Origin of the sequence: Streptomyces sp. NPDC017520, assembly GCF_044329855.1 — a bacterium.
In the GTDB taxonomy this organism is placed as follows: Bacteria; Actinomycetota; Actinomycetes; order Streptomycetales; family Streptomycetaceae; genus Streptomyces.
The window spans coordinates 607403-628224 of record NZ_JBIRKB010000003.1 but is presented as its reverse complement, the minus strand read 5'-3'; the positions used below and the strand labels follow the sequence as shown (position 1 = coordinate 628224).

General features: G+C 70.0%; 25 protein-coding genes and 4 tRNA genes. 8 read left to right on the top strand and 21 right to left on the bottom strand.

The window, feature by feature from the left end; translation table 11 throughout:
- Positions 1 to 81: 81 nt before the first annotated feature.
- The 7 genes from rplJ to ACH4KB_RS10740 form a co-directional block, all read right to left on the bottom strand.
- Entirely contained in the window at positions 82 to 639 is a 558-nt protein-coding gene (gene rplJ / locus ACH4KB_RS10770) for a 50S ribosomal protein L10 (RefSeq protein ID WP_398065598.1), read from the bottom strand.
- Positions 640 to 912: 273 nt separating this feature from the next.
- Positions 913 to 1830: a hypothetical protein gene (locus tag ACH4KB_RS10765; protein ID WP_398065596.1), complete on the bottom strand. Its 918-nt coding sequence runs from the start codon at positions 1828 to 1830 to the stop codon at positions 913 to 915.
- A 171-nt stretch (positions 1831 to 2001) separates the two neighbouring features.
- Positions 2002 to 2724: a 50S ribosomal protein L1 gene (gene rplA, locus ACH4KB_RS10760; protein WP_018960179.1), complete on the bottom strand. Its 723-nt coding sequence runs from the start codon at positions 2722 to 2724 to the stop codon at positions 2002 to 2004.
- Between the two features lie 80 nt (positions 2725 to 2804).
- Complete coding sequence (gene rplK / locus ACH4KB_RS10755; RefSeq protein WP_010058817.1) at positions 2805 to 3239, bottom strand: 50S ribosomal protein L11; 435 nt, start codon at positions 3237 to 3239, stop codon at positions 2805 to 2807.
- Between the two features lie 176 nt (positions 3240 to 3415).
- Complete coding sequence (gene nusG / locus ACH4KB_RS10750; protein ID WP_398065594.1) at positions 3416 to 4345, bottom strand: transcription termination/antitermination protein NusG; 930 nt, start codon at positions 4343 to 4345, stop codon at positions 3416 to 3418.
- 73 nt (positions 4346 to 4418) lie between these two features.
- Positions 4419 to 4706, bottom strand: coding sequence for a preprotein translocase subunit SecE (gene secE, locus ACH4KB_RS10745; protein WP_215107274.1), 288 nt, complete (start codon positions 4704 to 4706; stop codon positions 4419 to 4421).
- Between the two features lie 106 nt (positions 4707 to 4812).
- Positions 4813 to 4885: transfer RNA gene (locus ACH4KB_RS10740), tRNA-Trp, on the bottom strand.
- Between the two features lie 212 nt (positions 4886 to 5097).
- Here ACH4KB_RS10740 and ACH4KB_RS10735 point away from each other — a divergent pair.
- Together ACH4KB_RS10735 and ACH4KB_RS10730 are read left to right on the top strand one after the other, a co-directional pair.
- Positions 5098 to 6324, top strand: coding sequence for a pyridoxal phosphate-dependent aminotransferase (locus tag ACH4KB_RS10735; protein WP_397919858.1), 1227 nt, complete (start codon positions 5098 to 5100; stop codon positions 6322 to 6324).
- 141 nt (positions 6325 to 6465) lie between these two features.
- The gene (locus ACH4KB_RS10730) at positions 6466 to 7479 is read left to right on the top strand and encodes an adenosine deaminase (RefSeq protein ID WP_398065591.1); all 1014 of its coding nucleotides are present in this window, start codon (positions 6466 to 6468) and stop codon (positions 7477 to 7479) included.
- Here the strand turns inward: ACH4KB_RS10730 and ACH4KB_RS10725 are convergent.
- Entirely contained in the window at positions 7472 to 8062 is a 591-nt protein-coding gene (locus ACH4KB_RS10725) for a TetR/AcrR family transcriptional regulator (RefSeq protein ID WP_398065589.1), read from the bottom strand. The two genes, ACH4KB_RS10730 and ACH4KB_RS10725, sit on opposite strands and share 8 nt — an antisense overlap.
- A gap of 95 nt (positions 8063 to 8157) precedes the next feature.
- Here ACH4KB_RS10725 and ACH4KB_RS10720 point away from each other — a divergent pair, with 95 nt between their 5' ends.
- Positions 8158 to 8793 carry an NAD(P)-dependent oxidoreductase gene (locus tag ACH4KB_RS10720; RefSeq protein ID WP_398065588.1) on the top strand — a complete coding sequence of 212 codons (636 nt, stop codon included), beginning with the start codon at positions 8158 to 8160 and terminating at the stop codon, positions 8791 to 8793.
- Between the two features lie 51 nt (positions 8794 to 8844).
- Here ACH4KB_RS10720 and ACH4KB_RS10715 read toward each other — a convergent pair whose 3' ends face one another.
- From ACH4KB_RS10715 to ACH4KB_RS10680, 8 genes are all read right to left on the bottom strand, one after another.
- Positions 8845 to 9900 carry a UDP-N-acetylmuramate dehydrogenase gene (locus ACH4KB_RS10715; RefSeq protein WP_398065586.1) on the bottom strand — a complete coding sequence of 352 codons (1056 nt, stop codon included), beginning with the start codon at positions 9898 to 9900 and terminating at the stop codon, positions 8845 to 8847.
- Positions 9901 to 10016: 116 nt separating this feature from the next.
- Complete coding sequence (locus ACH4KB_RS10710) at positions 10017 to 11465, bottom strand: DHA2 family efflux MFS transporter permease subunit (RefSeq protein ID WP_398065584.1); 1449 nt, start codon at positions 11463 to 11465, stop codon at positions 10017 to 10019.
- 76 nt (positions 11466 to 11541) lie between these two features.
- Positions 11542 to 12090, bottom strand: coding sequence for a TetR/AcrR family transcriptional regulator (locus ACH4KB_RS10705; protein ID WP_398065643.1), 549 nt, complete (start codon positions 12088 to 12090; stop codon positions 11542 to 11544).
- A gap of 164 nt (positions 12091 to 12254) precedes the next feature.
- The gene (locus tag ACH4KB_RS10700; protein ID WP_398065582.1) at positions 12255 to 12683 is read right to left on the bottom strand and encodes a MaoC family dehydratase; all 429 of its coding nucleotides are present in this window, start codon (positions 12681 to 12683) and stop codon (positions 12255 to 12257) included.
- The gene (locus ACH4KB_RS10695) at positions 12683 to 13135 is read right to left on the bottom strand and encodes a MaoC family dehydratase N-terminal domain-containing protein (RefSeq protein WP_398065580.1); all 453 of its coding nucleotides are present in this window, start codon (positions 13133 to 13135) and stop codon (positions 12683 to 12685) included. Before ACH4KB_RS10695 ends, ACH4KB_RS10700 begins: the two co-directional genes overlap by 1 nt.
- A gap of 124 nt (positions 13136 to 13259) precedes the next feature.
- Positions 13260 to 13424: a 50S ribosomal protein L33 gene (rpmG, locus tag ACH4KB_RS10690; protein WP_003956487.1), complete on the bottom strand. Its 165-nt coding sequence runs from the start codon at positions 13422 to 13424 to the stop codon at positions 13260 to 13262.
- A gap of 88 nt (positions 13425 to 13512) precedes the next feature.
- Positions 13513 to 13585 (bottom strand) — tRNA-Met (locus tag ACH4KB_RS10685).
- Positions 13586 to 13630: 45 nt separating this feature from the next.
- Positions 13631 to 13703 (bottom strand) — tRNA-Thr (locus ACH4KB_RS10680).
- Positions 13704 to 13957: 254 nt separating this feature from the next.
- On the opposite strand from ACH4KB_RS10680, the gene ACH4KB_RS10675 reads away from it, so the two are divergent.
- Together ACH4KB_RS10675 and ACH4KB_RS10670 are read left to right on the top strand one after the other, a co-directional pair.
- Complete coding sequence (locus ACH4KB_RS10675) at positions 13958 to 15253, top strand: amidohydrolase family protein (RefSeq protein ID WP_398065578.1); 1296 nt, start codon at positions 13958 to 13960, stop codon at positions 15251 to 15253.
- Between the two features lie 34 nt (positions 15254 to 15287).
- Positions 15288 to 15944, top strand: a complete 657-nt coding sequence (locus tag ACH4KB_RS10670; RefSeq protein ID WP_398065577.1) for an SDR family oxidoreductase — start codon at positions 15288 to 15290, stop codon at positions 15942 to 15944.
- 89 nt (positions 15945 to 16033) lie between these two features.
- Here ACH4KB_RS10670 and ACH4KB_RS10665 read toward each other — a convergent pair.
- Positions 16034 to 16115: transfer RNA gene (locus ACH4KB_RS10665), tRNA-Tyr, on the bottom strand.
- A 162-nt stretch (positions 16116 to 16277) separates the two neighbouring features.
- Here ACH4KB_RS10665 and ACH4KB_RS10660 point away from each other — a divergent pair.
- The 3 genes from ACH4KB_RS10660 to ACH4KB_RS10650 all read left to right on the top strand — a co-directional run bounded on the left by ACH4KB_RS10660 (position 16278) and on the right by ACH4KB_RS10650 (position 18232).
- A complete protein-coding gene (locus tag ACH4KB_RS10660; RefSeq protein WP_006126857.1) occupies positions 16278 to 16766 on the top strand; it encodes a YajQ family cyclic di-GMP-binding protein in 489 nt (162 codons plus the stop codon).
- 233 nt (positions 16767 to 16999) lie between these two features.
- Positions 17000 to 17533, top strand: a complete 534-nt coding sequence (locus tag ACH4KB_RS10655; protein WP_398065576.1) for a methylated-DNA--[protein]-cysteine S-methyltransferase — start codon at positions 17000 to 17002, stop codon at positions 17531 to 17533.
- A gap of 57 nt (positions 17534 to 17590) precedes the next feature.
- Positions 17591 to 18232 (top strand): alpha-ketoglutarate-dependent dioxygenase AlkB family protein, encoded by a 642-nt coding sequence (locus tag ACH4KB_RS10650; protein WP_398065574.1) that lies wholly within the window; start codon positions 17591 to 17593, stop codon positions 18230 to 18232.
- Positions 18233 to 18355: 123 nt separating this feature from the next.
- Here ACH4KB_RS10650 and ACH4KB_RS10645 read toward each other — a convergent pair whose 3' ends face one another.
- The 4 genes from ACH4KB_RS10645 to mscL all read right to left on the bottom strand — a co-directional run bounded on the left by ACH4KB_RS10645 (position 18356) and on the right by mscL (position 20782).
- Positions 18356 to 18628, bottom strand: a complete 273-nt coding sequence (locus ACH4KB_RS10645) for a GlsB/YeaQ/YmgE family stress response membrane protein (RefSeq protein ID WP_398065573.1) — start codon at positions 18626 to 18628, stop codon at positions 18356 to 18358.
- 102 nt (positions 18629 to 18730) lie between these two features.
- Positions 18731 to 19123 (bottom strand): YccF domain-containing protein, encoded by a 393-nt coding sequence (locus ACH4KB_RS10640; protein ID WP_398065572.1) that lies wholly within the window; start codon positions 19121 to 19123, stop codon positions 18731 to 18733.
- Complete coding sequence (htpX, locus tag ACH4KB_RS10635; protein ID WP_215111173.1) at positions 19120 to 19983, bottom strand: zinc metalloprotease HtpX; 864 nt, start codon at positions 19981 to 19983, stop codon at positions 19120 to 19122. The genes ACH4KB_RS10640 and htpX overlap by 4 nt, the downstream gene beginning before the upstream one ends.
- Positions 19984 to 20314: 331 nt before the next feature.
- Positions 20315 to 20782 (bottom strand): large conductance mechanosensitive channel protein MscL, encoded by a 468-nt coding sequence (gene mscL / locus ACH4KB_RS10630; RefSeq protein ID WP_265599901.1) that lies wholly within the window; start codon positions 20780 to 20782, stop codon positions 20315 to 20317.
- Between the last annotated feature and the right edge of the window lie 40 nt (positions 20783 to 20822).

Below are 20822 nucleotides of genomic sequence, written 5' to 3'. Positions count from 1 at the left end.
AGGCGTCCTTCCACTATTCGGCAGGTGCCGGATGTATGTGTCGGCGGGCGTACGTGGAGCCCGCTGGACCGCTGAGCGAAATTACTCGGCGGCCTCGGCGGGAGCCGGAGTACCGGCACCGCCCTGCTCTTCCTTCTTGACGCGAAGCGCTTCCGCGGTGCGGACGAACTTCGACGGCAGTGCCTGGAAGAGCTGCGCAGCCTGAGTCTGCTTGCCCTTGAAGGCACCGGCCAGCTTGGAGAGCAGAACCTCGCGGGACTCGAGGTCCGCGAGCTTCTTGATCTCATCGGCGGACAGCGCCTTACCGTCAAGGACACCGCCCTTGATGATGAGGTTGGGGTTGTCCTTGGCGAAGTCACGAAGACCCTTCGCCGACTCCACCGGGTCACCGGTGACGAAGGCAACCGCCGTCGGACCCGAGAACAGGTCGTCCAGCGTGTCGATCCCGGCCTCGTTGGCCGCAATCTTGGTCAGCGTGTTCTTCACCACGGCGTACTGGGCGTTCTCACCGAGCGAACGGCGCAGCTCCTTGAGCTGTGCCACGGTGAGACCCCGGTACTCGGTCAGCACGGCGGCGTTCGAGCTGCGGAACTGGTCCGTCAGCTCGGCTACCGCGGCAGCCTTGTCGGGCCTTGCCATGAGCGTCGGCCTCCTTCCGGGTGATGAGGACCGCTCAGAAGGGGCCGGGAAAGACGAAACGCCCCAGCACAAGTGCCAGGGCGCGGCTCGACCGAACAGAGTCCGGGAGCGTTCCACAGTCACCTGCGCAGGTCGTCCGGTCTAGCGGAACCTTCGGTCACCGTCCCTCTGACGAGGCACAGCGACGACCAGCGGTCTTTGGCTTCTTGGTGAGAGTACGCGACCGGACGCGGGACGGGCAAATCCGTCCTCGTTCGTCCCTTGCGGGAGGTGTCAGGAGGCGCTGCCCGGGGTAGCGCCGCCCTGCTTGAGCATCTCCTTGAAGTCCACGGTGTCCGAGGCCGCCGGCTTCTCGGAGGGGACCTCGGTCCCGTAGTCGCTGTAGAAGAGCGTCGAGTTGAACGAGCCGGTCTTCATCTCGCCGCGCTCGGTCTTCTTCACCAGCAGGTCGTTCTTGTCGACCCAGATGTCGACGGTCTGGGTGGTCACCCCGGCCAGGGCGAGCTGCTCCTTGAACGCGGCCAGCTGCTCCGCGTCCAGGTTGCTGTTCTTCGCGGTCAGGTCGGCCACGTCGACCGTGCCGGAGTAGTGCGTCGCGGGGACCCCGCGGACGTCCTCCTGACCGACCTTCTTCACGTCGCCGGAGGCCAGGAGCGCCTTCACACCCTGCTCGGGCGTGCTGTTCTGGATCTGGTCCTTCATCACGTCGCCGGAGGCCCCGCCCAGCTCGGCGAGGTCCTTGTAGGAATACCGGATCCAGTGCTTGCCGCCGGTGTTGGCCGCCATGGCGTCGCCCATGTTGGCGTAGTACTCGTCCTTGAAATAGCGCGCCTCGACCGATCCGTCGCCGCCGGCCTGCTTCAGGGCGTCGCCCATGGTGCCGCCGGTGTACGTGATGGTCAGCGCGCCCGAGAGGCCGTCGGCCCAGCCGATGGACCCGGACTGCTTCATGGACATGGCGGTGCCCATCTCGGTGGTGCCCTCGACCTTCGCCGACTGGGCGCCGCCGGTCTTCTGCTGCACCTGCTTCAACGCGGCCACGGGGCTCGCCTTGGAGACGGCGCCCGCCTTGCCCTCTTGGGTGCCGCCGGAGCCCTTCGAGCCGTCGGAGCCACTACAGGCCGCTATCGACGTCAGTGCCGCCGCGGCGGCCAGAGCCGTGCCCATGCGTCGTGCCGTGTTCGTCCTCATGTACCCGTCCACCCCTCGTGTCGTCCGTCGTCCCCCGCACAACACTGGCACAGGGCACTGACAGACGTGACTCCTTACGGATACGAGGACGGGCCCCGCACCTCGAAAGGTTGCGGGGCCCGTTCACAGAAGTGCACGCGTACGACGCGGCTACCGGGTGAGCATGGAAGCTCAGACGGCGGCCGGGTCCTCCTCGACGAGGAGGTTGCGGGTGCGGTTGGCGTCCAGCGGGATGCCGGGGCCCATCGTGGTGGCCAGGGTGGCCTTCTTGATGTAGCGGCCCTTGGCGGCGGACGGCTTCAGACGGAGGATCTCGTCCAGCGCCGCTGCGTAGTTCTCCACCAGCTTGGTCTCGTCGAACGAGGTCTTGCCGATGATGAAGTGCAGGTTCGAGTGCTTGTCGACGCGGAACTCGATCTTGCCGCCCTTGATGTCGTTGACAGCCTTCACGACATCGGGGGTGACGGTGCCGGTCTTCGGGTTCGGCATCAGACCACGCGGACCGAGCACGCGGCCCAGGCGGCCGACCTTGCCCATGAGGTCCGGGGTCGCGACGACGGCGTCGAAGTCCAGACGGCCCTTCGCCACCTCGTCGATGAGCTCGTCGGCGCCGACGATGTCGGCTCCAGCGGCTTCCGCGGCCGCAGCACGGTCACCGGTCGCGAAGACCAGGACCCGGGCGGTCTTGCCGGTGCCGTGCGGGAGGTTCACGGTGCCACGGACCATCTGGTCGGCCTTGCGCGGGTCGACACCCAGGGCAAAGGCGACCTCGACGGTGCCGTCGAACTTCGTGGTGGACGTTTCCTTGGCGAGACGGACGGCCTCGAGCGGGGCGTAGTTGCGCTCCCGGTCGATCTTGGCGTCCGCAGCGCGGAGGTTCTTGCTGCGCTTCACTTCTACTCCTGTGGTTTCAGAGTGTGGAGTCGTGGTGCGGACCAGCGCTTGGTCCTACCACTGGGGGTTACGGGGCTGAATCAGCCTTCGACCGTGATGCCCATGGAACGGGCGGTGCCGGCAATGATCTTCGACGCGGCGTCGAGGTCATTGGCGTTCAGGTCGGGGAGCTTCGTCGTGGCGATCTCGCGGACCTGGGCGGCCGTCAGCTTGGCAACCTTGGTCTTGTGCGGCTCGCCGGAGCCCTTGTCCACACCCGCGGCCTTGAGGATCAGCTTGGCGGCCGGCGGAGTCTTCGTGATGAAGGTGAAGGAACGGTCCTCGTAGACCGTGATCTCCACCGGCACGACCATGCCACGCTGCGACTCGGTCGCGGCGTTGTAGGCCTTGCAGAACTCCATGATGTTGACGCCGTGCTGACCGAGCGCGGGGCCGACCGGCGGGGCCGGGTTCGCCGCACCGGCGTTGATCTGGAGCTTGATAAGCCCCGTGACCTTCTTCTTCTTGGGAGGCATTGCTCTCTCCGGGTCCTATGAGAGTGTTTCGCCGCCGATTCCGGTCATCCGGATGGAGGCATACCGCACAACGATAACGGGTATAGCTGTGCGACCAAAAACCCAGCAGGTCAGAGGGGCTTTGCAGCCCCTCTGACCTGCTGGGTAGGCATGTGTCCAGAAACCGGCGGCGAGCGCTAGTTCTTCTGGATCTGGTCGAAGCTGAGCTCGACCGGGGTCTCGCGGCCGAAGATCTCGACGAGTCCCTTGACCTTCTTCGAGTCGGCGTTGATCTCGTTGATCGTGGCCTGCAGCGTGGCGAAGGGGCCGTCCGTGACGGTGACCGAGTCGCCGACCTCGAAGTCCAGCACCTGGACCTCGACCTTGCGGGACGGAGCCGGCTTGCCCTCGGCCTCGGCGGCCTCGCGGGCGGCCTTCTCCTCGGCCTCCGGGGCGAGCATCTTGACGATCTCGTCCAGGGTCAGCGGGTACGGGTCGTAGGCGTTGCCCACGAAGCCGGTGACGCCCGGCGTGTTCCGCACGACGCCCCAGGACTCGTTCGTCAGGTCCATGCGCACCAGCACGTAGCCGGGGAGCTTGTTCTGCCGGACGTTCTTGCGCTCGCCGTTCTTGATCTGGACGATTTCCTCTTCAGGCACCTCGGCCTGATAGACGAACTCCTCCACGTTCAGCGAGACGGCGCGCTGCTCCAGGTTGGCCTTCACGCGCTTCTCGTAACCGGCGTACGTGTGGATGACGTACCACTCGCCGGGGAGCGTGCGGAGCTCTTCGCGCAGGGCGGCGACGTGGTCGACGGGGGCGGCCGGCTCGGCCTCTTCCTCGTCGGCGCTCTCGTCGTCGGCCTCCTCCTCGGCGGCCTCTTCCTCAGCGGCCTCGTCCTCGCCGGATTCGACCGCCTCGGCGGCGTCGTCCTCGTCGGACTCCTGCGCCTCCACGTTCACGGCGGCTTGCTCGGCGGGCTCGCCCGCGGCGAGGTCGGCGGCCTCGGCCTGGTCCGGGTCCGGGTCCACGGAGTCAGCAGCCTCAACGATGTCGAGCTCGTCCTTGGCGGACTCGAAGGCGCCAGCCTCGGGCTCGACGGCGTCGTTCAGGTTCGGGTCAGACACGATGGCTGCTTCTTCCTGGATACAAAGGGTGGAACGTGCGAAAGGGGCGCCGGGTCGGACGCCTTCCGCGAGATCAGCCGAAGACGTACTTGATGACCCGGGCGAAGCCCATGTCGAGAACGGTAACAAGACCGATCATGACGACGACGAACACGATCACCACGGAGGTGTACGTCGTGAGCTGGCTACGGGTCGGCCAGACAACCTTACGGAGTTCGGCGACGATCTGGCGGTAGAACAGCGCGAGCCGACCCAGAGGGCCCTTCTTGCCGCGCTTGCCGCCCTTCCGAGCCTTCTTCTTCGACTCGGGAGCTTCATCCTCAGCATCAGGCATGTCGATGGAGCCCACGGCGTCCGTCACGCTACTCACCTGATTCCGGGTCGTGGCCGTGCCGCGCCCGGTGGAGCCGCACGGCTGTGCAATGAAGTACGTACATGCGCACACATCCTGGCGAAGGAGTGTGTAGCAGGGCCGGAGGGACTTGAACCCCCAACCGCTGGTTTTGGAGACCAGTGCTCTACCAATTGAGCTACGACCCTTTGTGGTTTCCACCAACCTACCGCATCTTTCCCGGTGACCGGGTGCAGGAACGGTGCGGCTGGTGAAGGCCAACGACAGGTGAGTGTACGTGTTCAGGGCCGCCGCGTCGAACAGACGGCAACCGACCCGTCCTGACCGCATGTTGTCCGGGTCCTGTCCGGTCCCTGAAACCCCTGTGCCGACGGCTTTCGCGGTCTGGGAGCATGGGGCCATGAGCGCTGCAACTTCACCGTCCGAGCGCCGGGTTTCGGCCCGCATCGGTGCGATCTCCGAGTCCGCGACCCTCGCCGTCGACGCCAAGGCCAAGGCCCTCAAGGCCGCCGGGCGCCCGGTGATCGGCTTCGGGGCCGGCGAGCCCGACTTCCCGACGCCCGACTACATCGTCGACGCCGCGGTCGAGGCCTGCCGCAACCCGAAGTACCACCGCTACACCCCGGCCGGCGGGCTCCCCGAGCTCAAGGCCGCCATCGCGGAGAAGACCCTGCGCGACTCCGGCTACGAGGTCGACGCCAGCCAGATCCTGGTGACCAACGGTGGCAAGCAGGCCATCTACGAGGCCTTCGCCGCGATCCTCGACCCGGGTGACGAGGTCATCGTCCCCGCCCCGTACTGGACCACCTACCCCGAGTCGATCCGGCTCGCCGGCGGCGTCCCGGTCGAGGTCGTCGCCGACGAGACCACCGGCTACCGGGTCTCCGTCGAACAGCTGGAGGCCGCGCGCACCGAGAAGACCAAGGTCGTCCTGTTCGTCTCGCCGTCCAACCCGACCGGCGCCGTCTACAGCGAGGCCGACGCCGAGGCCATCGGCCGCTGGGCCGTCGAGCACGGCCTGTGGGTCATGACCGACGAGATCTACGAGCACCTCGTCTACGGCGACGCCACCTTCACCTCGCTCCCGGCGATCGTCCCCGAGCTGCGCGACAAGTGCGTCGTCGTCAACGGCGTCGCCAAGACCTACGCGATGACCGGCTGGCGGGTGGGCTGGATCATCGGCCCGAAGGACGTGGTGAAGGCGGCGACCAACCTCCAGTCGCACGCCACCTCCAACGTCTCCAACGTCGCCCAGGTCGCCGCGCTCGCGGCCGTCTCCGGCCCGCTGGACGCCGTCGCCGAGATGCGCACCGCCTTCGACCGCCGCCGGGGGATCGTCGTCCGGATGCTCAACGAGATCGACGGTGTGTTCTGCCCGGAGCCCGAGGGCGCCTTCTACGCCTACCCGGCGGTGAAGGACCTGCTCGGCAAGGAGATCCGCGGCAAGCGTCCGGCCACCACCGTCGAGCTGGCCGCGCTCATTCTGGACGAGGCCGAGGTCGCCGTCGTGCCCGGCGAGGCCTTCGGCACCCCGGGCTACCTGCGCCTGTCCTACGCCCTGGGCGACGAGGACCTGATCGAGGGCGTCTCGCGGATCCAGAAGCTGCTGGGCGAGGCCAAGGCCTGACCGGTCACGTAACCGCTCGAAACGGAAAGCGCCCCGGGCCGCTGGAATCCTCCACCGGCCGGGGGCGCTTTTTGTTCGAGCGGCCCCCCTGAACGGGAAAGCGGCTACCGCTCCGGCCCGCCCGTGCGGCAGGATCTACGAATGGAGCGTGATGTACGTCTGTTGCCCAAGGCCCACCTGCACCTGCACTTCACCGGGTCGATGCGGCCAACCACCCTGCTCGAACTCGCCGACAAGTACGGGGTCCATCTCCCCGACGCCCTGACCGGCGGCGAACCGCCCAAGCTGCGGGCGACCGACGAGCGCGGCTGGTTCCGTTTCCAGCGGCTCTACGACATCGCCCGGTCGTGTCTGCGGTCCCCCGAGGACATTCACCGCCTGGTGCGCGAGAGCGCCCAGGAGGACGTCGCGGACGGCTCCGGCTGGCTGGAGATCCAGGTCGACCCCACCTCGTACGCCCCGCTGCTCGGCGGGCTGATCCCGGCCATCGAGATCATTCTCGACGCCGTGGACAGCGCCGCCCGGGACACCGGTCTGGGCATGCGCGTGGTGATCGCCGCCAACCGGATGAAGCACCCGCTGGACGCCCGCACCCTGGCCCGGCTCGCCGTCCGTTACGCGGACCGGGGCGTCGTCGGCTTCGGGCTCTCCAACGACGAGCGGCGCGGAATGGCCCGCGACTTCGACCGGGCCTTCGCGATCGCCCGCGAGGGCGGCCTGCTGGCGGCTCCGCACGGCGGGGAGCTCGCCGGGCCCTCCAGCGTGCGCGACTGCCTCGACGACCTGGACGCCTCGCGCATCGGGCACGGGGTCCGGGCCGCCGAGGACCCCCGGCTGCTGCGCAAGCTCGCCGAGCGCGGGGTCACCTGCGAGGTCTGCCCGTCGTCCAATGTGGCGCTCGGCGTCTACGAGAAGCCCGCCGACGTCCCCCTGCGCACTCTGTTCGACGCGGGCGTCCCCATGGCGCTGGGTGCGGACGACCCGCTGCTGTTCGGCTCCCGGCTGGCCGCCCAGTACGAGCTGGTGCGCCGCCACCACGGCTTCACCGACGAGGAGCTGGCCGAGCTGGCCCGCCAGTCGGTGCGCGGATCGGCGGCCCCCGTGGACGTGACGGAGAAGCTGCTCTCCGGGATCGACGACTGGCTGACTAGCTGATCCCGCCCAGCAGCGTGCGGGCCAGGGAGGCGGCGAATTCGCCCATGGGCTGCGGGGGCCTGCCGCCGGGGAGCGCGGCGTAGGCGAAGGCCCGCTGGGCGCAGGCGCCCAGCAGCAGCGAGGCGGCGGCGTAGGTGTCCGCTTCGGCCCGGACCCGGCCCGCGTCCTGTTCGGCGCGCAGATAGGCGTCCAGCTGCCGGATCGGCAGGTGTGGCCCGGCTTCGAGCCCTCCCACGCCCTCCTCGTGACGGCGCTTGAGCTGAGGTTCGGCGTACAGGGACGCGGCCATGGGGAAGGTCTGCTCGTAGAACAGCGCGGCCACCCGGGCGATCTCGGTGAGGTTGCCCTCGACGCTGCCCTCGCCCGCGCGCAGGTCTCCGAGGAGGTCCCCGAGCCGGGGCAGCCGCTCCGCGAGCACGGTGACGAACAGCTCCTCCTTGCCGGAGAAGTACTTGTAGAGCGCCGCCTCCGAGCAGCCGGCCGCCCTGGCGATCTCCTTGGTCGTGGTCCGGGCGAGGCCGATGGAGAGCATCAGCTCGTGCGCCGCGTCGACGATCCGGACGCGGGCGGGCTTCTGGTCCATGCGTGCTCCAACAGGCCGTGACCCGGAGATCTTGACGTCCGGGTGGGGAGCCACCCACCCTAGAGGTTAGTGAACACTCACCCACTGGGAGCGCTATGAGAATCACCGTGTTCGGGGCGACCGGCGGCGTCGGTCAGGAGATCGTCGGGCAGGCACGCGCGGCGGGCCACGAGGTGACGGTCGTGGTCCGCGACCCGGACCGGCTCCCGGAGCCGCTGGAGCGCGCGGCGCCGCACGCAGTCGTCCGGCTGGACGATCCGGCGGCGGTGCGGGCGGCGGTGGCGGGGCGGGACGCGGTCCTGTCGGGGCTGGGCTCGCGCGGCCGGAAGGCGAACGGCGTCGCCGAACGGCTGACCGGGCGGATCCTGACGGCGATGGAGGCCGAGGGCGTCCGGCGGCTGGTGGTGGTCAGCGCGGTGCCCGTGGGGCCGGAGCCGGCGGGCGATCCCCTGGTGGACCGGCTGATGCGCAAGGCGGTCGGCGCGGTCCTGGCGGAGCTGTACGCCGATCTCGCCCGGATGGAGGCGGCGTTGGCCCGTAGTGCGACGGACTGGACGGCGGTGCGGCCGCCGAAGCTGACGGACGGGCCGCTCACGGGCGTCTACCGGCAGGTCGTGGGCGGTACGCCGCGCAGCAGCCGGTCCATCTCCCGGGCCGACGCGGCCCACGCGATGCTCGCGTTGGCGGAGGATCCGGCGGCCGTGAAGCAGGGCGTGGGCGTCGCGTACTGACCCCGTACGTTCCCGGCGGGCCGACGCCTCTTCTCCTCCGGCCGGCGTCTCCTACAGGCTGACGCCGACCGTCACCGGTTCGTTGACCAGGGTGACGCCGAAGGCCGCGTGCACCCCGGCGACCACCTCGCGGGCCAGCGCGAGCAGGTCCTCGGTGGTGGCAGCGCCCCGGTTGGTGAGGGCGAGGGTGTGCTTGGTGGAGATCCGGGCGGGGCCGCTGCCGTAGCCCTTGGTGAATCCGGCCCGGTCGATCAGCCAGGCCGCCGAGGTCTTGGTGCGTCCGTCCTCGGCGGGGAAGGCCGGAGGGGTCGCGTCCGGGCCGAGGCGCTCGCCGACCCGGGTGAGGAAGTCCTGGAACGCGGCCGGTTCGAGGATCGGGTTGGTGAAGAAGGACCCCGCCGACCAGGTGTCGTGGTCCTCCGGGTCCAGCACCATGCCCTTGCCGGCGCGCAGCCCCAGCACGGTCTCGCGGGCGGCCGTCAGCGGGACGCGTTCGCCCTGCTCGACGCCCATGGCCCTGGCCGTTTCGGGGTACTTCAGGGGCGCGGAGAGTCCGGCCGCCTCTTCCAGCTCGAATCGGACACGCAGCACCACGAAGCGGTCGGGTTCGGCCTTGAAGCGGCTGTGACGGTACGAGAACGCGCACTCGGCGTTCGGAATCGTCACCGTCTCCTCGGTGCGCCGGTCGTAGGCGACGACCTCCGTGATCGTGGTGGACACCTCCTGTCCGTACGCGCCGACGTTCTGGATGGGCGTCGCGCCCGCGGATCCGGGGATGCCGGCCAGGCACTCGATGCCCGCGAGGCCCGCCTCGACGGTCCGGGCGACGGCGTCGGTCCACACCTCGCCGGCCGCCAGCTCCAGCGACGTACCCGAGAGCGCGAAGCCCTTCGTGGCGATCCGCAGGGCGGTGCCGTCGAAGCCCTTGTCCCCGATGACCAGGTTGGAGCCGCCGCCGATCACCAGCAGCGGGATGCCGCCCGCGTCGGCCTCGCGCACGGCGGCGATCACCTCGGCGTCGGTCGTGGCGGTCAGCAGCCGGGCGGCGGGACCGCCGAGCCGGAAGGTGGTCAGGGGGGCGAGGGGGGCGTCGTGGAGTTCCTGCACGGGGACAAGAGTACGGTCCGCGCCCCCGCCGCTCGTGCGGGGCCACGGGCCGTGCCCGGGGGCCGGGGCGGGTCCGGCGGGCCCTGTCACCATCCGTCGGACCCGCCCGAGGCGGCTCAGGCGGCCACCGGCTCCGGGTCCACGGCGCCTCGGTCCACCGGTTCCGGGGCGGGTCGGCCGGCGCTGCGGCGACCCGGGATCAGGAGGGCGACGAGTGCGCCCAGGGCCACCGCGCCGGCCCCCATCCAGATGGCGGGTACCGTCCCGTCCGCGAACAGCCGCGGTGAGCCGTAACCGCCCTGCGCGGCGAAGACGGCGGCGAGCACCGCGACCCCGAGCGCCCCGCCGACCTCCCGCAGCGCGTTGTTGGCTCCGGAGGCGATGCCCTGTTCCCCCGGCCGGACGCTGGAGAGCACCAGGCTCGCGGCGGGCGCGAAGTACATGGCCATGCCGACCCCACCCATGATCAGGGCGGGAAGCTGGGCGGTGTAGCTCACCCCGGGCTCGATGATCAGGGCGAACAGGGAGAGCCCGACGGCCTGGAGCGCGAGCCCGGTGACCACCACCGGGCGGCCCCCGAAGCGGTCGGAGAGATACCCGGCGAAGGGCGCCACGAGGATCGGCATCCCCGTCCAGGGCAGCATCCGCAGCCCGGCCTCGGTGGGCGAGTGCCCGAGGCCGTTCTGGAGGAACTGGCTGAGCAGGAAGATCGATCCGAACATCCCGAGGAACATCAGCAGGCTCGCTGCGTTGATCCCGAGGTAGGCCCGGCTGCGGAACAGCCGCATCGGCAGCATCGGGTTCTCCGCCCGGATGCCGTGGCGGACGAACAGGGCGAGCAGCGCCGTGCCCGCGATCAGCCCGGTCAGGACGACGGGATCGGTCCATCCGTGGCTCGCGGTGTTGACCAGGGCGTAGACGATGCCGAAGAGGCCCGCGCTGACCAGGACGGTCCCGCGGATGTCCAGGGGCGCCTTCGGCGCGCGGGACTCGGCGAGCCGCAGCCGGGCCAGCGGCAGCAGCACGAGACCTATCGGCACGTTCAGCCAGAAGATCCACTGCCAGGAGATGTGCTCGGTGAGCGCGCCGCCGATCAGCGGACCGCTGGCGACCGCCACCCCGGTCACCGCCCCGAAGACGCCCAGCGCCGCTCCCCGCCGCTCGGGCGGGAGGGCGGCGCCGATCAGGGTGAGCGTCAACGGCATCATGATCGCCGCCCCCACGCCCTGGACCGCCCGGAAGGCGATGAGTTCGCCGATGCCCGGGGAGAGGGCGGCCGCGGCGGAGGCGGCCGTGAAGACGGCGAGTCCGGCCATGAACAGCCGCCGTCTGCCGAACCGGTCCCCGAGCGCGGCTCCGAGCATGAGCAGCACGGCGAAGGTCAGGGTGTACGCGTTCACCGTCCACTCCAGGTCCTCCAGGCCGCCGCCGAGGCTCGCGCGGATGGAAGGGAGGGCCGTCGCGACGACGAGGTTGTCGAGGGCCGCCATGAATCCGGCGACGCTCGTGATGACCAGGACCCAGACCGCTCCCCCGCGGCCGGTCGTGTCGTGCTGTGCGTTCACTTCTCCCCCTGCTTGTTAGTAATTGATGACTAACTTCGTTGGACAGAAAACCGGGCCGGGCCCGGCCCGCGCTTGTTCACTCGACGGGCAGAGCCGAGTCGTAGAATCCCGACCAGGCGCGATGATCAGCCGGGAAGCCCAGCGAGGCGAGGGTGTTGACGAGCATGCCGAACGCCAGGAACGTCGTCGTCTCGCTCTCATCGGCCCCGAGCGCGATGTGGACGTCGTCCCTCATCCGCGCCCAGGCCGCCCGCAGGGTTTCGCCGAACTCGTGGTCCCCGGCGGCCTCTGCGGCGGCGACGGCCGCGTACGTCTGCATCTGCATCATCAGCTTCTCGCCGTCGTGGACGATCAGCCGCTGGTACGCCCTGGCCATGGCGTGCAGGGCCTCCTGCCCCTCCAGCCCCTCGGATGCCGTCACGAAGACCGCACGGGTGTCCTCCAGGCAGCGTTCGGCGGCGGCGATGAAGATGGCCTGCTTGTTGGGGAAGAGCCGGAAGAGATACGGCTGCGAGACGCCGACCCGCCGGGCGATCACCTCGGTGGACGTCCCCTTGTAACCACCGCGGGCGAACTCGGTGACCGCCGCCCGGACGACGCTCTCGCGCCGCTCCTCCGCACTCATCCTTGCCATGGAAGTAAGTTATCGCTCAATAACCAACCCTGCAAGCGCCTCGCGGGATCGAGCACAAGTGAGGGGCACCCCTCCGCGGGAGGACCGCCCACGCGTGAGGGGCACCCCTCCGCGGGAGGACCGCCCCTCACCTCCGGCCATCGCGCCGGTACACCTCAGGCGAGCCGGACCACGGCCCTGGACATCCCCAGCACCTTCTTGCCGTCGCACAGGGCGACCAGGTCCACCCGGACCAGGTTGTCGTCCAGCTTCGCCGCGACCTTGCCGCTGACCTCGATCAGCGCGCCCTTGTCGTCGTTGGGCACGACGACCGGCTTCGTGAAGCGCACCCCGTAGTCGACGACCGCGCCCGGGTCGCCGGCCCAGTCCGTGACCACCCGGATCGCCTCGGCCATCGTGAACATGCCGTGAGCGATCACATCCGGCAGCCCGACCTCGCGCGCGAACTTCTCGTTCCAGTGGATCGGGTTGAAGTCGCCCGAGGCGCCCGCGTACTGCACGAGCGTGGCCCGCGTCACCGGGAACGACCGCGCCGGCAGCTCCGTACCGACCTCGACCGCTCCGTAAGAGACCTTCGCCGTCATCACGCCTCCTCGGCGGCGCGTGCCACCAGCTTCATCAACGTCGTGACCACCAGTTCACCGGCCTCGTCGCGCACATCCCCGCGGACGTCCAGGATGTCGTTGCCGGCGAGGGACTTGATGGCCTCGATCGTGGACGTGACCGTCAGCCGGTCCCCCGCCCGTACCGGACGCACGTAACTGAACTTCTGGTCGCCGTGGACGACCCGGCTGTAGTCCAGGCCCAGCTGCGGGTCCCGCACCACCTCCCCGGCAGCCCGGTAGGTGATCGAGAAGGCGAACGTGGGCGGCGCGATCACATCGGCGTGACCGAGCGCACGGGCGGCCTCCGCGTCGACGTACGCCGGATGGGTGTCGCCCACCGCCTCGGCGAACTCGCGGATCTTCTCCCGGCCGACCTCGTACGCCGGAGTGGGCGGATAGGTCCGCCCCACGAAGGACTGGTCGAGCGCCATGGGCTCGCTACCTCCTGAGAAACCTGGTGAAAGACGAATAAGGGCACGCCCCTGTGCGGGAACGACCCCGTACAACGACACGAGGCCGCCCCCAGGAGGGGACGGCCTCGTGTACGAGCCTGATTCAGCGCGTTTCGCGGTGCGCGGTGTGCGAGTTGCAGCGCGGGCAGTGCTTCTTCATCTCAAGACGGTCCGGGTTGTTACGCCGGTTCTTCTTGGTGATGTAGTTCCGCTCCTTGCACTCCACGCAGGCCAGCGTGATCTTCGGGCGGACGTCGGTGGCAGCCACGTGAGTGCTCCTTGGACGGACGGTGGACGGATGAACGCATAAAAGGGTAGCCGATCGAAGGACCGACCCAGCAATCGGCTACCGTTAGTAGCGGTGACCGGACTTGAACCGGTGACACAGCGATTATGAGCCGCTTGCTCTACCGACTGAGCTACACCGCTTTGATGATGAGTCCCCCCGCCGAAGCGGGGGTTCCCGATCACCAGAGCCCCAATGCGGAATCGAACCGCAGACCTTCTCCTTACCATGGAGACGCTCTACCGACTGAGCTATTGGGGCGAGCGATGAAGACATTACACGGTCCCCCGCCGGTTGCCCAAATCCGTTTGTGCCGCCCTCTCCGACCCTCCGTCCGGGGCCGCCCACACCCCCTGATCAGGCCTTGATCCAGGCCGCGCCCACCTCGGGAACGGACCCGGCCGGCGGCCTGCGCAGGCGCACCGGTACGACTATTCCGCTCCTCCCGGACGCCGCCCCCGCACGCCCCTAGGGTGTGGTCACTCCGTGTGATCTTGCACCCTCCCAGGAGCGCGATGCCTGACAGCCAGCCACGGCGGCCCGACGACAACGCGCCCGAGAGCGCCGACGCGGCCACCACCGCCGACACCCCCGCCCTCGTCCTCGGCGGCGCCCGTCTCGCCGACGGACGGGCCGTCGACGTACGCCTGAGCGGCAGCCGGATCGAGGCCGTCGGCACCGCGGGCAGCCTCACCACCCGCGGCCCCCGCATCGACCTCCGCGGCTATCTCCTGCTCCCCGCCCCCGCCGAGCCCCACGCCCACAGCGACACCGCCCTCACCGCCGCCGGCGCGGGCCCCGACAGCCCCGGCCCGGCCTCCCACCGCACCGAGGACATCCAGCGCCGCGCCACCGAGGCCGCGCTCCTCCAGCTCGGCCACGGCGCCACCGTCCTGCGCACCCACGTCCGGGTCGGCGACGTCCAGGGCCTCGCCCCGCTCGAAGCCGTCCTGCAGACCCGGCGCGCCCTGCGTGGCCTCGCCGACGTCATGCCCGTCGCGGTCCCCCGGCTCCTCACCGGCGTCGCCGGGGCGGACAGCCTGGCGATGCTCCGGGACGCGGTGAAGATGGGCGCGGCCGTCGTCGGCGGCTGCCCCGACCTCGACCCGGACCCCACGGGGTACACCGAGGCCGTCCTGGAGATCGCGGCCGAGCACGGCTGCCCCGTGGACCTGCACACCGACGGCGACGACCCCGCCCGCCTGGCCCGGCTCGCCGCGATGGCCGCCGGTCTGCGCCCCGGCGTCACCCTCGGCCCCTGCGGCGGCCTGGCCCACCTGCCCCTGGAGGCCGCGGCCCGGGCCGCCGACCAGCTCGCCGCCGCCGGGATCACCGTGGTCTGCCTGCCCCAGGGCGGCTGCGCCGGCGCGGAGCGCCGTACGACCGCCCCCGTACGCCTGCTGCGCTCCGCCGGCGTGCGCGTCGCGGCGGGCAGCGGTGCGCTGCGTGACACGGCCAACCCGGTCGGTCGCGGCGATCCGCTCGAAGCCGCCTACCTCCTCGCCTCACAGGCGGGGCTCCGCGCCGAAGAGGCGTACGCGCTGGTCTCCACGGCCGCCCGCGCGGCCCTCGGCCTGCCCGACGTCCGCGTCGAGGCGGGCTTCCCGGCCGAACTCCTCGCCGTACGCGGCGAACGGCTCTCCGCGGTGCTCTCCCTCGCCTACAGCCGCGTCGTCGTCCACGGCGGCCGGGTCGTCGCCCGCACCAGCGCCGTGCGCGAGTACTGCGACTCCGATGGGGACGCCGCCACGGGGCTCGGCGGGCTCCCGCGGCAGGGGCGGCCCGACTCCGGCGCCGGCCCGAGGAACTGAGCGCGACCAGGTTCCCGGGCGTACGGTCGGTGGTATGCGCATTGTCATCGCAGGTGGACACGGACAGATCGCACTGCGGCTGGAGCGGTTGCTCGCCGCGCGCGGGGATGAGGCCGTAGGGATCATCCGCAACCCTCAACAGAGTCAGGACCTGGTCGAAGCCGGCGCCCGTCCCGCCGTGCTGGACCTCGAATCGGCCACCGTGGAGCAGGCCGCGGAGGTGCTGCGCGGCGCGGACGCGGCCGTCTTCGCCGCGGGCGCGGGGCCGAACAGCGGTGTCGCCCGGAAGGACACCGTCGACCGCGACGCGGCCGTGCTGTTCGCCGACGCGGCCGAGGCGGCGGGCGTCCGCCGCTATCTCGTCGTCTCCTCGATGGGCGCCGACCCGGACCACCCGGGCGACGAGGTCTTCGACGTGTATCTGCGGGCCAAGGGCGCCGCCGACGCCGACGTACGCTCCCGCACCGCGCTGGACTGGACGATTCTGCGCCCCGGCATGCTGACCGACGACGCGGGCACCGGGCAGGTCGTCCTGGCCGCCTCGACGGGCCGCGGCCCGATCCCTCGCGACGACGTGGCGGCCACACTGCTGGAGCTGCTGGACACCCCGGCGACGGCGGGCCTCACCCTTGAGGCGATCTCCGGGAACGTGCCGGTGACGGTGGCCGTGAAGGACGTCGCGGGCAACTGATCCGCGGCGGAGACCTCCTGACGGGAACTCCGCGGCCTGACAACGAGGAAGCCCCCGACCGGAAGAACCGGTCGGGGGCTTCGTTCGCGTGGCGGCGCCAGGGTTCGAACCTGGGTAGGCTGAGCCGGCAGATTTACAGTCTGCTCCCTTTGGCCACTCGGGCACACCGCCTCGAACGACGCGTTGGATCTCGTGGTGAGTTCCTTGGCGACGACGTAAACGATACCTGATGGTCAGGGGTGCTCCGCCACCTGATTGATCAGCGGCCGGAGGGGACGGCGGTGGCTAGGCTTGCGCTGTATCCACAGCATTCGACGCAAGGAGCCACACGTCATGGCCGACTCCAGTTTCGACATCGTCTCGAAGGTCGAGCGGCAGGAGGTCGACAACGCCCTCAACCAGGCCGCCAAGGAGATCTCCCAGCGTTACGACTTCAAGGGCACGGGCGCCTCGATCTCGTGGTCGGGCGAGAAGATTCTGATGGAGGCGAACGGCGAGGAGCGCGTCAAGGCGATCCTCGACATCTTCCAGTCCAAGCTGATCAAGCGCGGTATCTCGCTGAAGTCGCTGGACGCCGGCGAGCCGCAGCTCTCCGGCAAGGAGTACAAGATCTTCGCCACGATCGAGGAGGGCATCTCCCAGGACAACGCCAAGAAGGTGGCGAAGATCATCCGCGACGAAGGCCCGAAGGGCGTCAAGGCGCAGGTCCAGGGTGACGAGCTGCGGGTCAGCTCGAAGAGCCGGGACGACCTCCAGGCCGTGCAGGCGCTGCTGAAGGGGCAGGACTTCGACTTCGCGGTGCAGTTCGTGAACTACCGGTGATCAACCGCTTCGATCCGTACGGGCGTTGCCGGATCGCTTGAGCAGAACTGAGCAGAACTGAGCTGAGCAGAGTTGAGCTGAGTTGAGCTGAGCACTACGGGGGCACACCGCCGAGGCCGACCTCGACGGCGTGCCTCTTGTATGCCGGGCCCCGGGTGTGATGTCCGAATACCGCCGGTGGGGTGCGGTGAGCGGGCGCAGACTGGCCGTACCGACTCGGGAAGTGAGAAGGCATGACGACGACGGTGTACACACGGGTGGAGAGCCCGCTGGGCGAGCTGCTGCTGGTCGGCGAGACGGGGGCGGACGGGCCGGATGCGGCTGGGACGGCCGAGGCGGCGGGCGTCCGGCTGCGCTCATTGTCGATGCCCGGTCAGAAGGGCGGCACGGTCGTCCAGGACGGCTGGCTGCACGCTCCCGAGGCGTTCGCGGAGGTCGCCCGTCAGTTGGAGGCGTACTTCGCCGGGCGCTCGACACGGTTCGACGTACCGCTGGCGGAGGGAACGGGCACGGAGTTCCAGCGGCGGGTCTGGGCGGTGCTGGAGTCGATCCCGTACGGGAACACGGTGTCGTACGGGGAGGTCGCGGCGCTGGTCGGGGCATCGGGTGCCGGGGTGCGGGCGGTGGGCACGGCGATCGGGCGCAATCCGTTGCTGGTCGTGCGGCCGTGTCACCGGGTGATCGGGGCGGATGGGGCGCTGCGGGGGTACGCGGGCGGGCTGGAGCGGAAGAAGCTGCTGCTGGGGATCGAGGGCGGGGCGGGCTGAGCCGTGGCGCCAGGGCTTCCGCCGTCCTCGGACGGCCTGTTCCGGCGGGAGCGGAGGGTGGTCGCGCCCGGGGCCGTCCATGTTCCGGAGTGGCTGTCGGTGGAGCGGCGGGCGGAGTTGGTCGCGGCGTGCCGTCAGTGGGCGTCGGGGCCGGTCCCGTTGCGGCACACGGTGCTGCCGGGCGGTGGGGTGATGTCGGTGCGGACGGTGTGCCTGGGGTGGCACTGGCAGCCGTACCGGTACGCCCGTACGGCTGACGACGTGAACGGCGCCCGGGTGGCCGCGTTCCCGGGCTGGCTGGGCGACCTGGGGCGGGCGGCGGTGGCCGAGGCGTACGGGGACGAGGATGCGGCGGAGGCGTTCGCACCGGATACCGCGCTGATCAACTTCTACGACGACACCGCGCGGATGGGAATGCATCAGGACAAGGAGGAGCGGTCGAGCGCTCCTGTGGTGTCGTTGAGCATCGGGGCGAGGTGTGTGTTCCGCTTCGGGAACACGGAGGGACGCGGGCGACCCTACACGGATGTGGAGTTGGCGTCCGGGGATCTGTTCGTCTTCGGCGGCCCGTCGCGTTTCGCGTTCCACGGGGTGCCGAAGGTGTACGCGGGGCCGGCCGACCCGGCAGCGGGGCTGCGGGCCGGCCGGTTGAACCTGACGTTGCGGGAGACCGGGATGACGTCACGGGACGTGCGGTAGGGCGCGGTGCGCCTGCCCGTTCACGGGTCCCTGTGTCCGCCCCGGGGCCCCTGTGTCCGCCCCGGGCCCCTGTGTCCGCCCCGGGCCCCTGTGTCCGCCCCGGGCCCCTGTGTCCGCCCCGGGTCAGCGGCGTTCGCGGGAGTTGCCGAACAGCAGCCGGTAGGCGATGAGCAGGACCAGTGAACCGGCGATGGCGGCGATCCAGGTCGCGGTGTCGTAGAAGCCGTTGCTGATGGGGCGGTCGAGGAATGTGCTGGAGAGCCAGCCTCCGACGAAGGCCCCGGCGATGCCGATCAGGGTGGTGCCGATGATGCCGCCCGGGTCACGTCCCGGGAGGAGGATTTTCGCTATGACTCCGGCGAGCAGCCCGAGAATGATCCAACTGATGATGCCCATGTCGCCGCACCTACCCCTTGCTTCGTCCTGGAATCCAAGACGCCGCGGGCAGGTGTTCGGTTGCCCCGGGGCGGACCGGGGCCGGGGCGGGACCTTGCCGGGCTACCGGGCGGCGAAGGGCTGGTCCGTGCGGACGATCTCCTTGCCGAAGGGCATGAGGGAGACGGGGATCAGCTTGAAGTTGGCGATGCCCAGGGGGATGCCGATGATCGTGATGCACAGCGCGAGGCCGGTGGTGATGTGGCCGAGGGCGAGCCACCATCCGGCGAGGACCAGCCAGAGGACGTTCCCCACGCAGGAGGGCGAGCCCGCGTCCCGGCGGTCGACGACGGTGTAGCCGAAGGGCCAGAGGGCGTAGACGCCGATCCTGAAGGCGGCGAGCCCGAAGGGGATGCCGATGATGGTGATGCAGAGCAGGAGGCCCGCGAGCAGGTAGCCGAGGAACATCCAGAATCCGCAGAGGATCAGCCAGATGACGTTCAGAATGGTTTTCACGGGCGATGACCTGCCATCTGTTCTAGTCGGGCGATTCGCTCCGCCATCGGCGGGTGGGTGGAGAACATCTTCGCCATCCCCTGGCCGGGACGGAACGGGTTCGCGATCATCATGTGGCTGGCGGTCTCGATCCGGGGCTCGGGCGGCAGCGGGAGCTGTTTCGTCCCCGCGTCGAGCTTGCGCAGGGCACTGGCGAGGGCCAGGGGGTCGCCGGTGAGCTGGGCCCCGGAGGCGTCGGCCTCGTACTCCCGGGAGCGGCTGACGGCGAGCTGGATGACGGAGGCGGCGAGCGGTCCCAGGATCATGATCAGGAGCATGCCGAGGAGACCGGGCCCCTCGTCGTCGTTGGAGCGGCCCACCGGGATGAGCCAGGCGAAGTTGACCAGGAACATCACGACGGAGGCGAGCGCTCCGGCGACGGACGAGATGAGGATGTCCCGGTTGTAGACATGGCTCAGCTCGTGGCCGAGGACGCCGCGCAGCTCGCGTTCGTCGAGGATCTGGAGGATGCCCTCGGTGCAGCAGACGGCGGCGTTGCGCGGGTTGCGGCCGGTGGCGAACGCGTTGGGCGCCTGCGTCGGGGAGATGTAGAGGCGCGGCATGGGCTGGCGGGCCGCCGTGGAGAGCTCGCGGACGATGCGGTAGAGCTGCGGCGCCTCGAACTCGCTGACGGGTCGGGCGCGCATGGCCCGCAGGGCGAGCTTGTCGCTGTTCCAGTACGCGTAGGCGTTGGTGCCGACGGCTACCAGGAGCGCGACGACGAGGCCCGTACGTCCGAAGAAGCTGCCGATGACGATGATGAGTGCGGACAGTCCCCCGAGGAGTACGGCGGTCTTCAGCCCATTGTGCCGGCGGTGCACGGTACGCCCTCCAAGTGGTGCAGCAGGGGAACCCTTTGCATGGTGGTGCTCCACTCCCCAGTGGAGCCTCCTGTACTGGTCAACGCCAGGCGAGAGGAGCTAGTTCCCTTGTGCGTGCGGCCGGAGGGCGGGGGCTGTGCCGCGTGTTCGCGCCGGTCGGGCACCCGGCCCCGTACGGAGTGGCGCTGGGCCGTACGGGTGGCGGGGTCCCTCGTGGTGCGACGGTCCTACAGGTGTTCGTGCGCCGTTGTGCCGTCAGTAGCTGCTGTGCGGGTGTCAGTGCCGTTGTGCGGTCGGTAGCCGCCGTGCGGTCGGTGCCGCTGTGCGGGTGTCAGTGCTGCTGTGCGGGGAGCTTGGCGAGGGAGAGCGCCTCGGGGTCGGGCTCGACCTCGCTGGTGCAGTGGCCGCAGCGGGAGGCGACGGCGGGGATCTCGCTGAAGCAGCGCGGGCAGTCTCGGAGGGCGGCCTTGATGTTGACGGCCTCCTCCTCTTCCTCCTTGGTGAAGCGGTTCTGCACCTTGGCCATGGGGACCACGACGCAGAAGTACAGCACCGCGGCGGTGATCAGGAAAGCGATCGCGGCGGCGATGAAGAGGCCGTACGGGAACACGACGCCGTCGACTTCGTAGGAGGCTTTGCTGAAGTCTCCCGTGCCGCGCGTGGCGAGGCCGATCAGCGGCGTGATGAAGGCATTGCTGAAGCCCGTGACGACGGCGGTGAAGGCGGCCCCGACAGCGAGACCGATCGCCATCGAGATGACGTTCCCGCGCAGGATGAAGTCCTTGAACCCGTTCAGCACTGCTCTCTCTTTCCTCTTGCTCCCGACACGTCCACGCCGA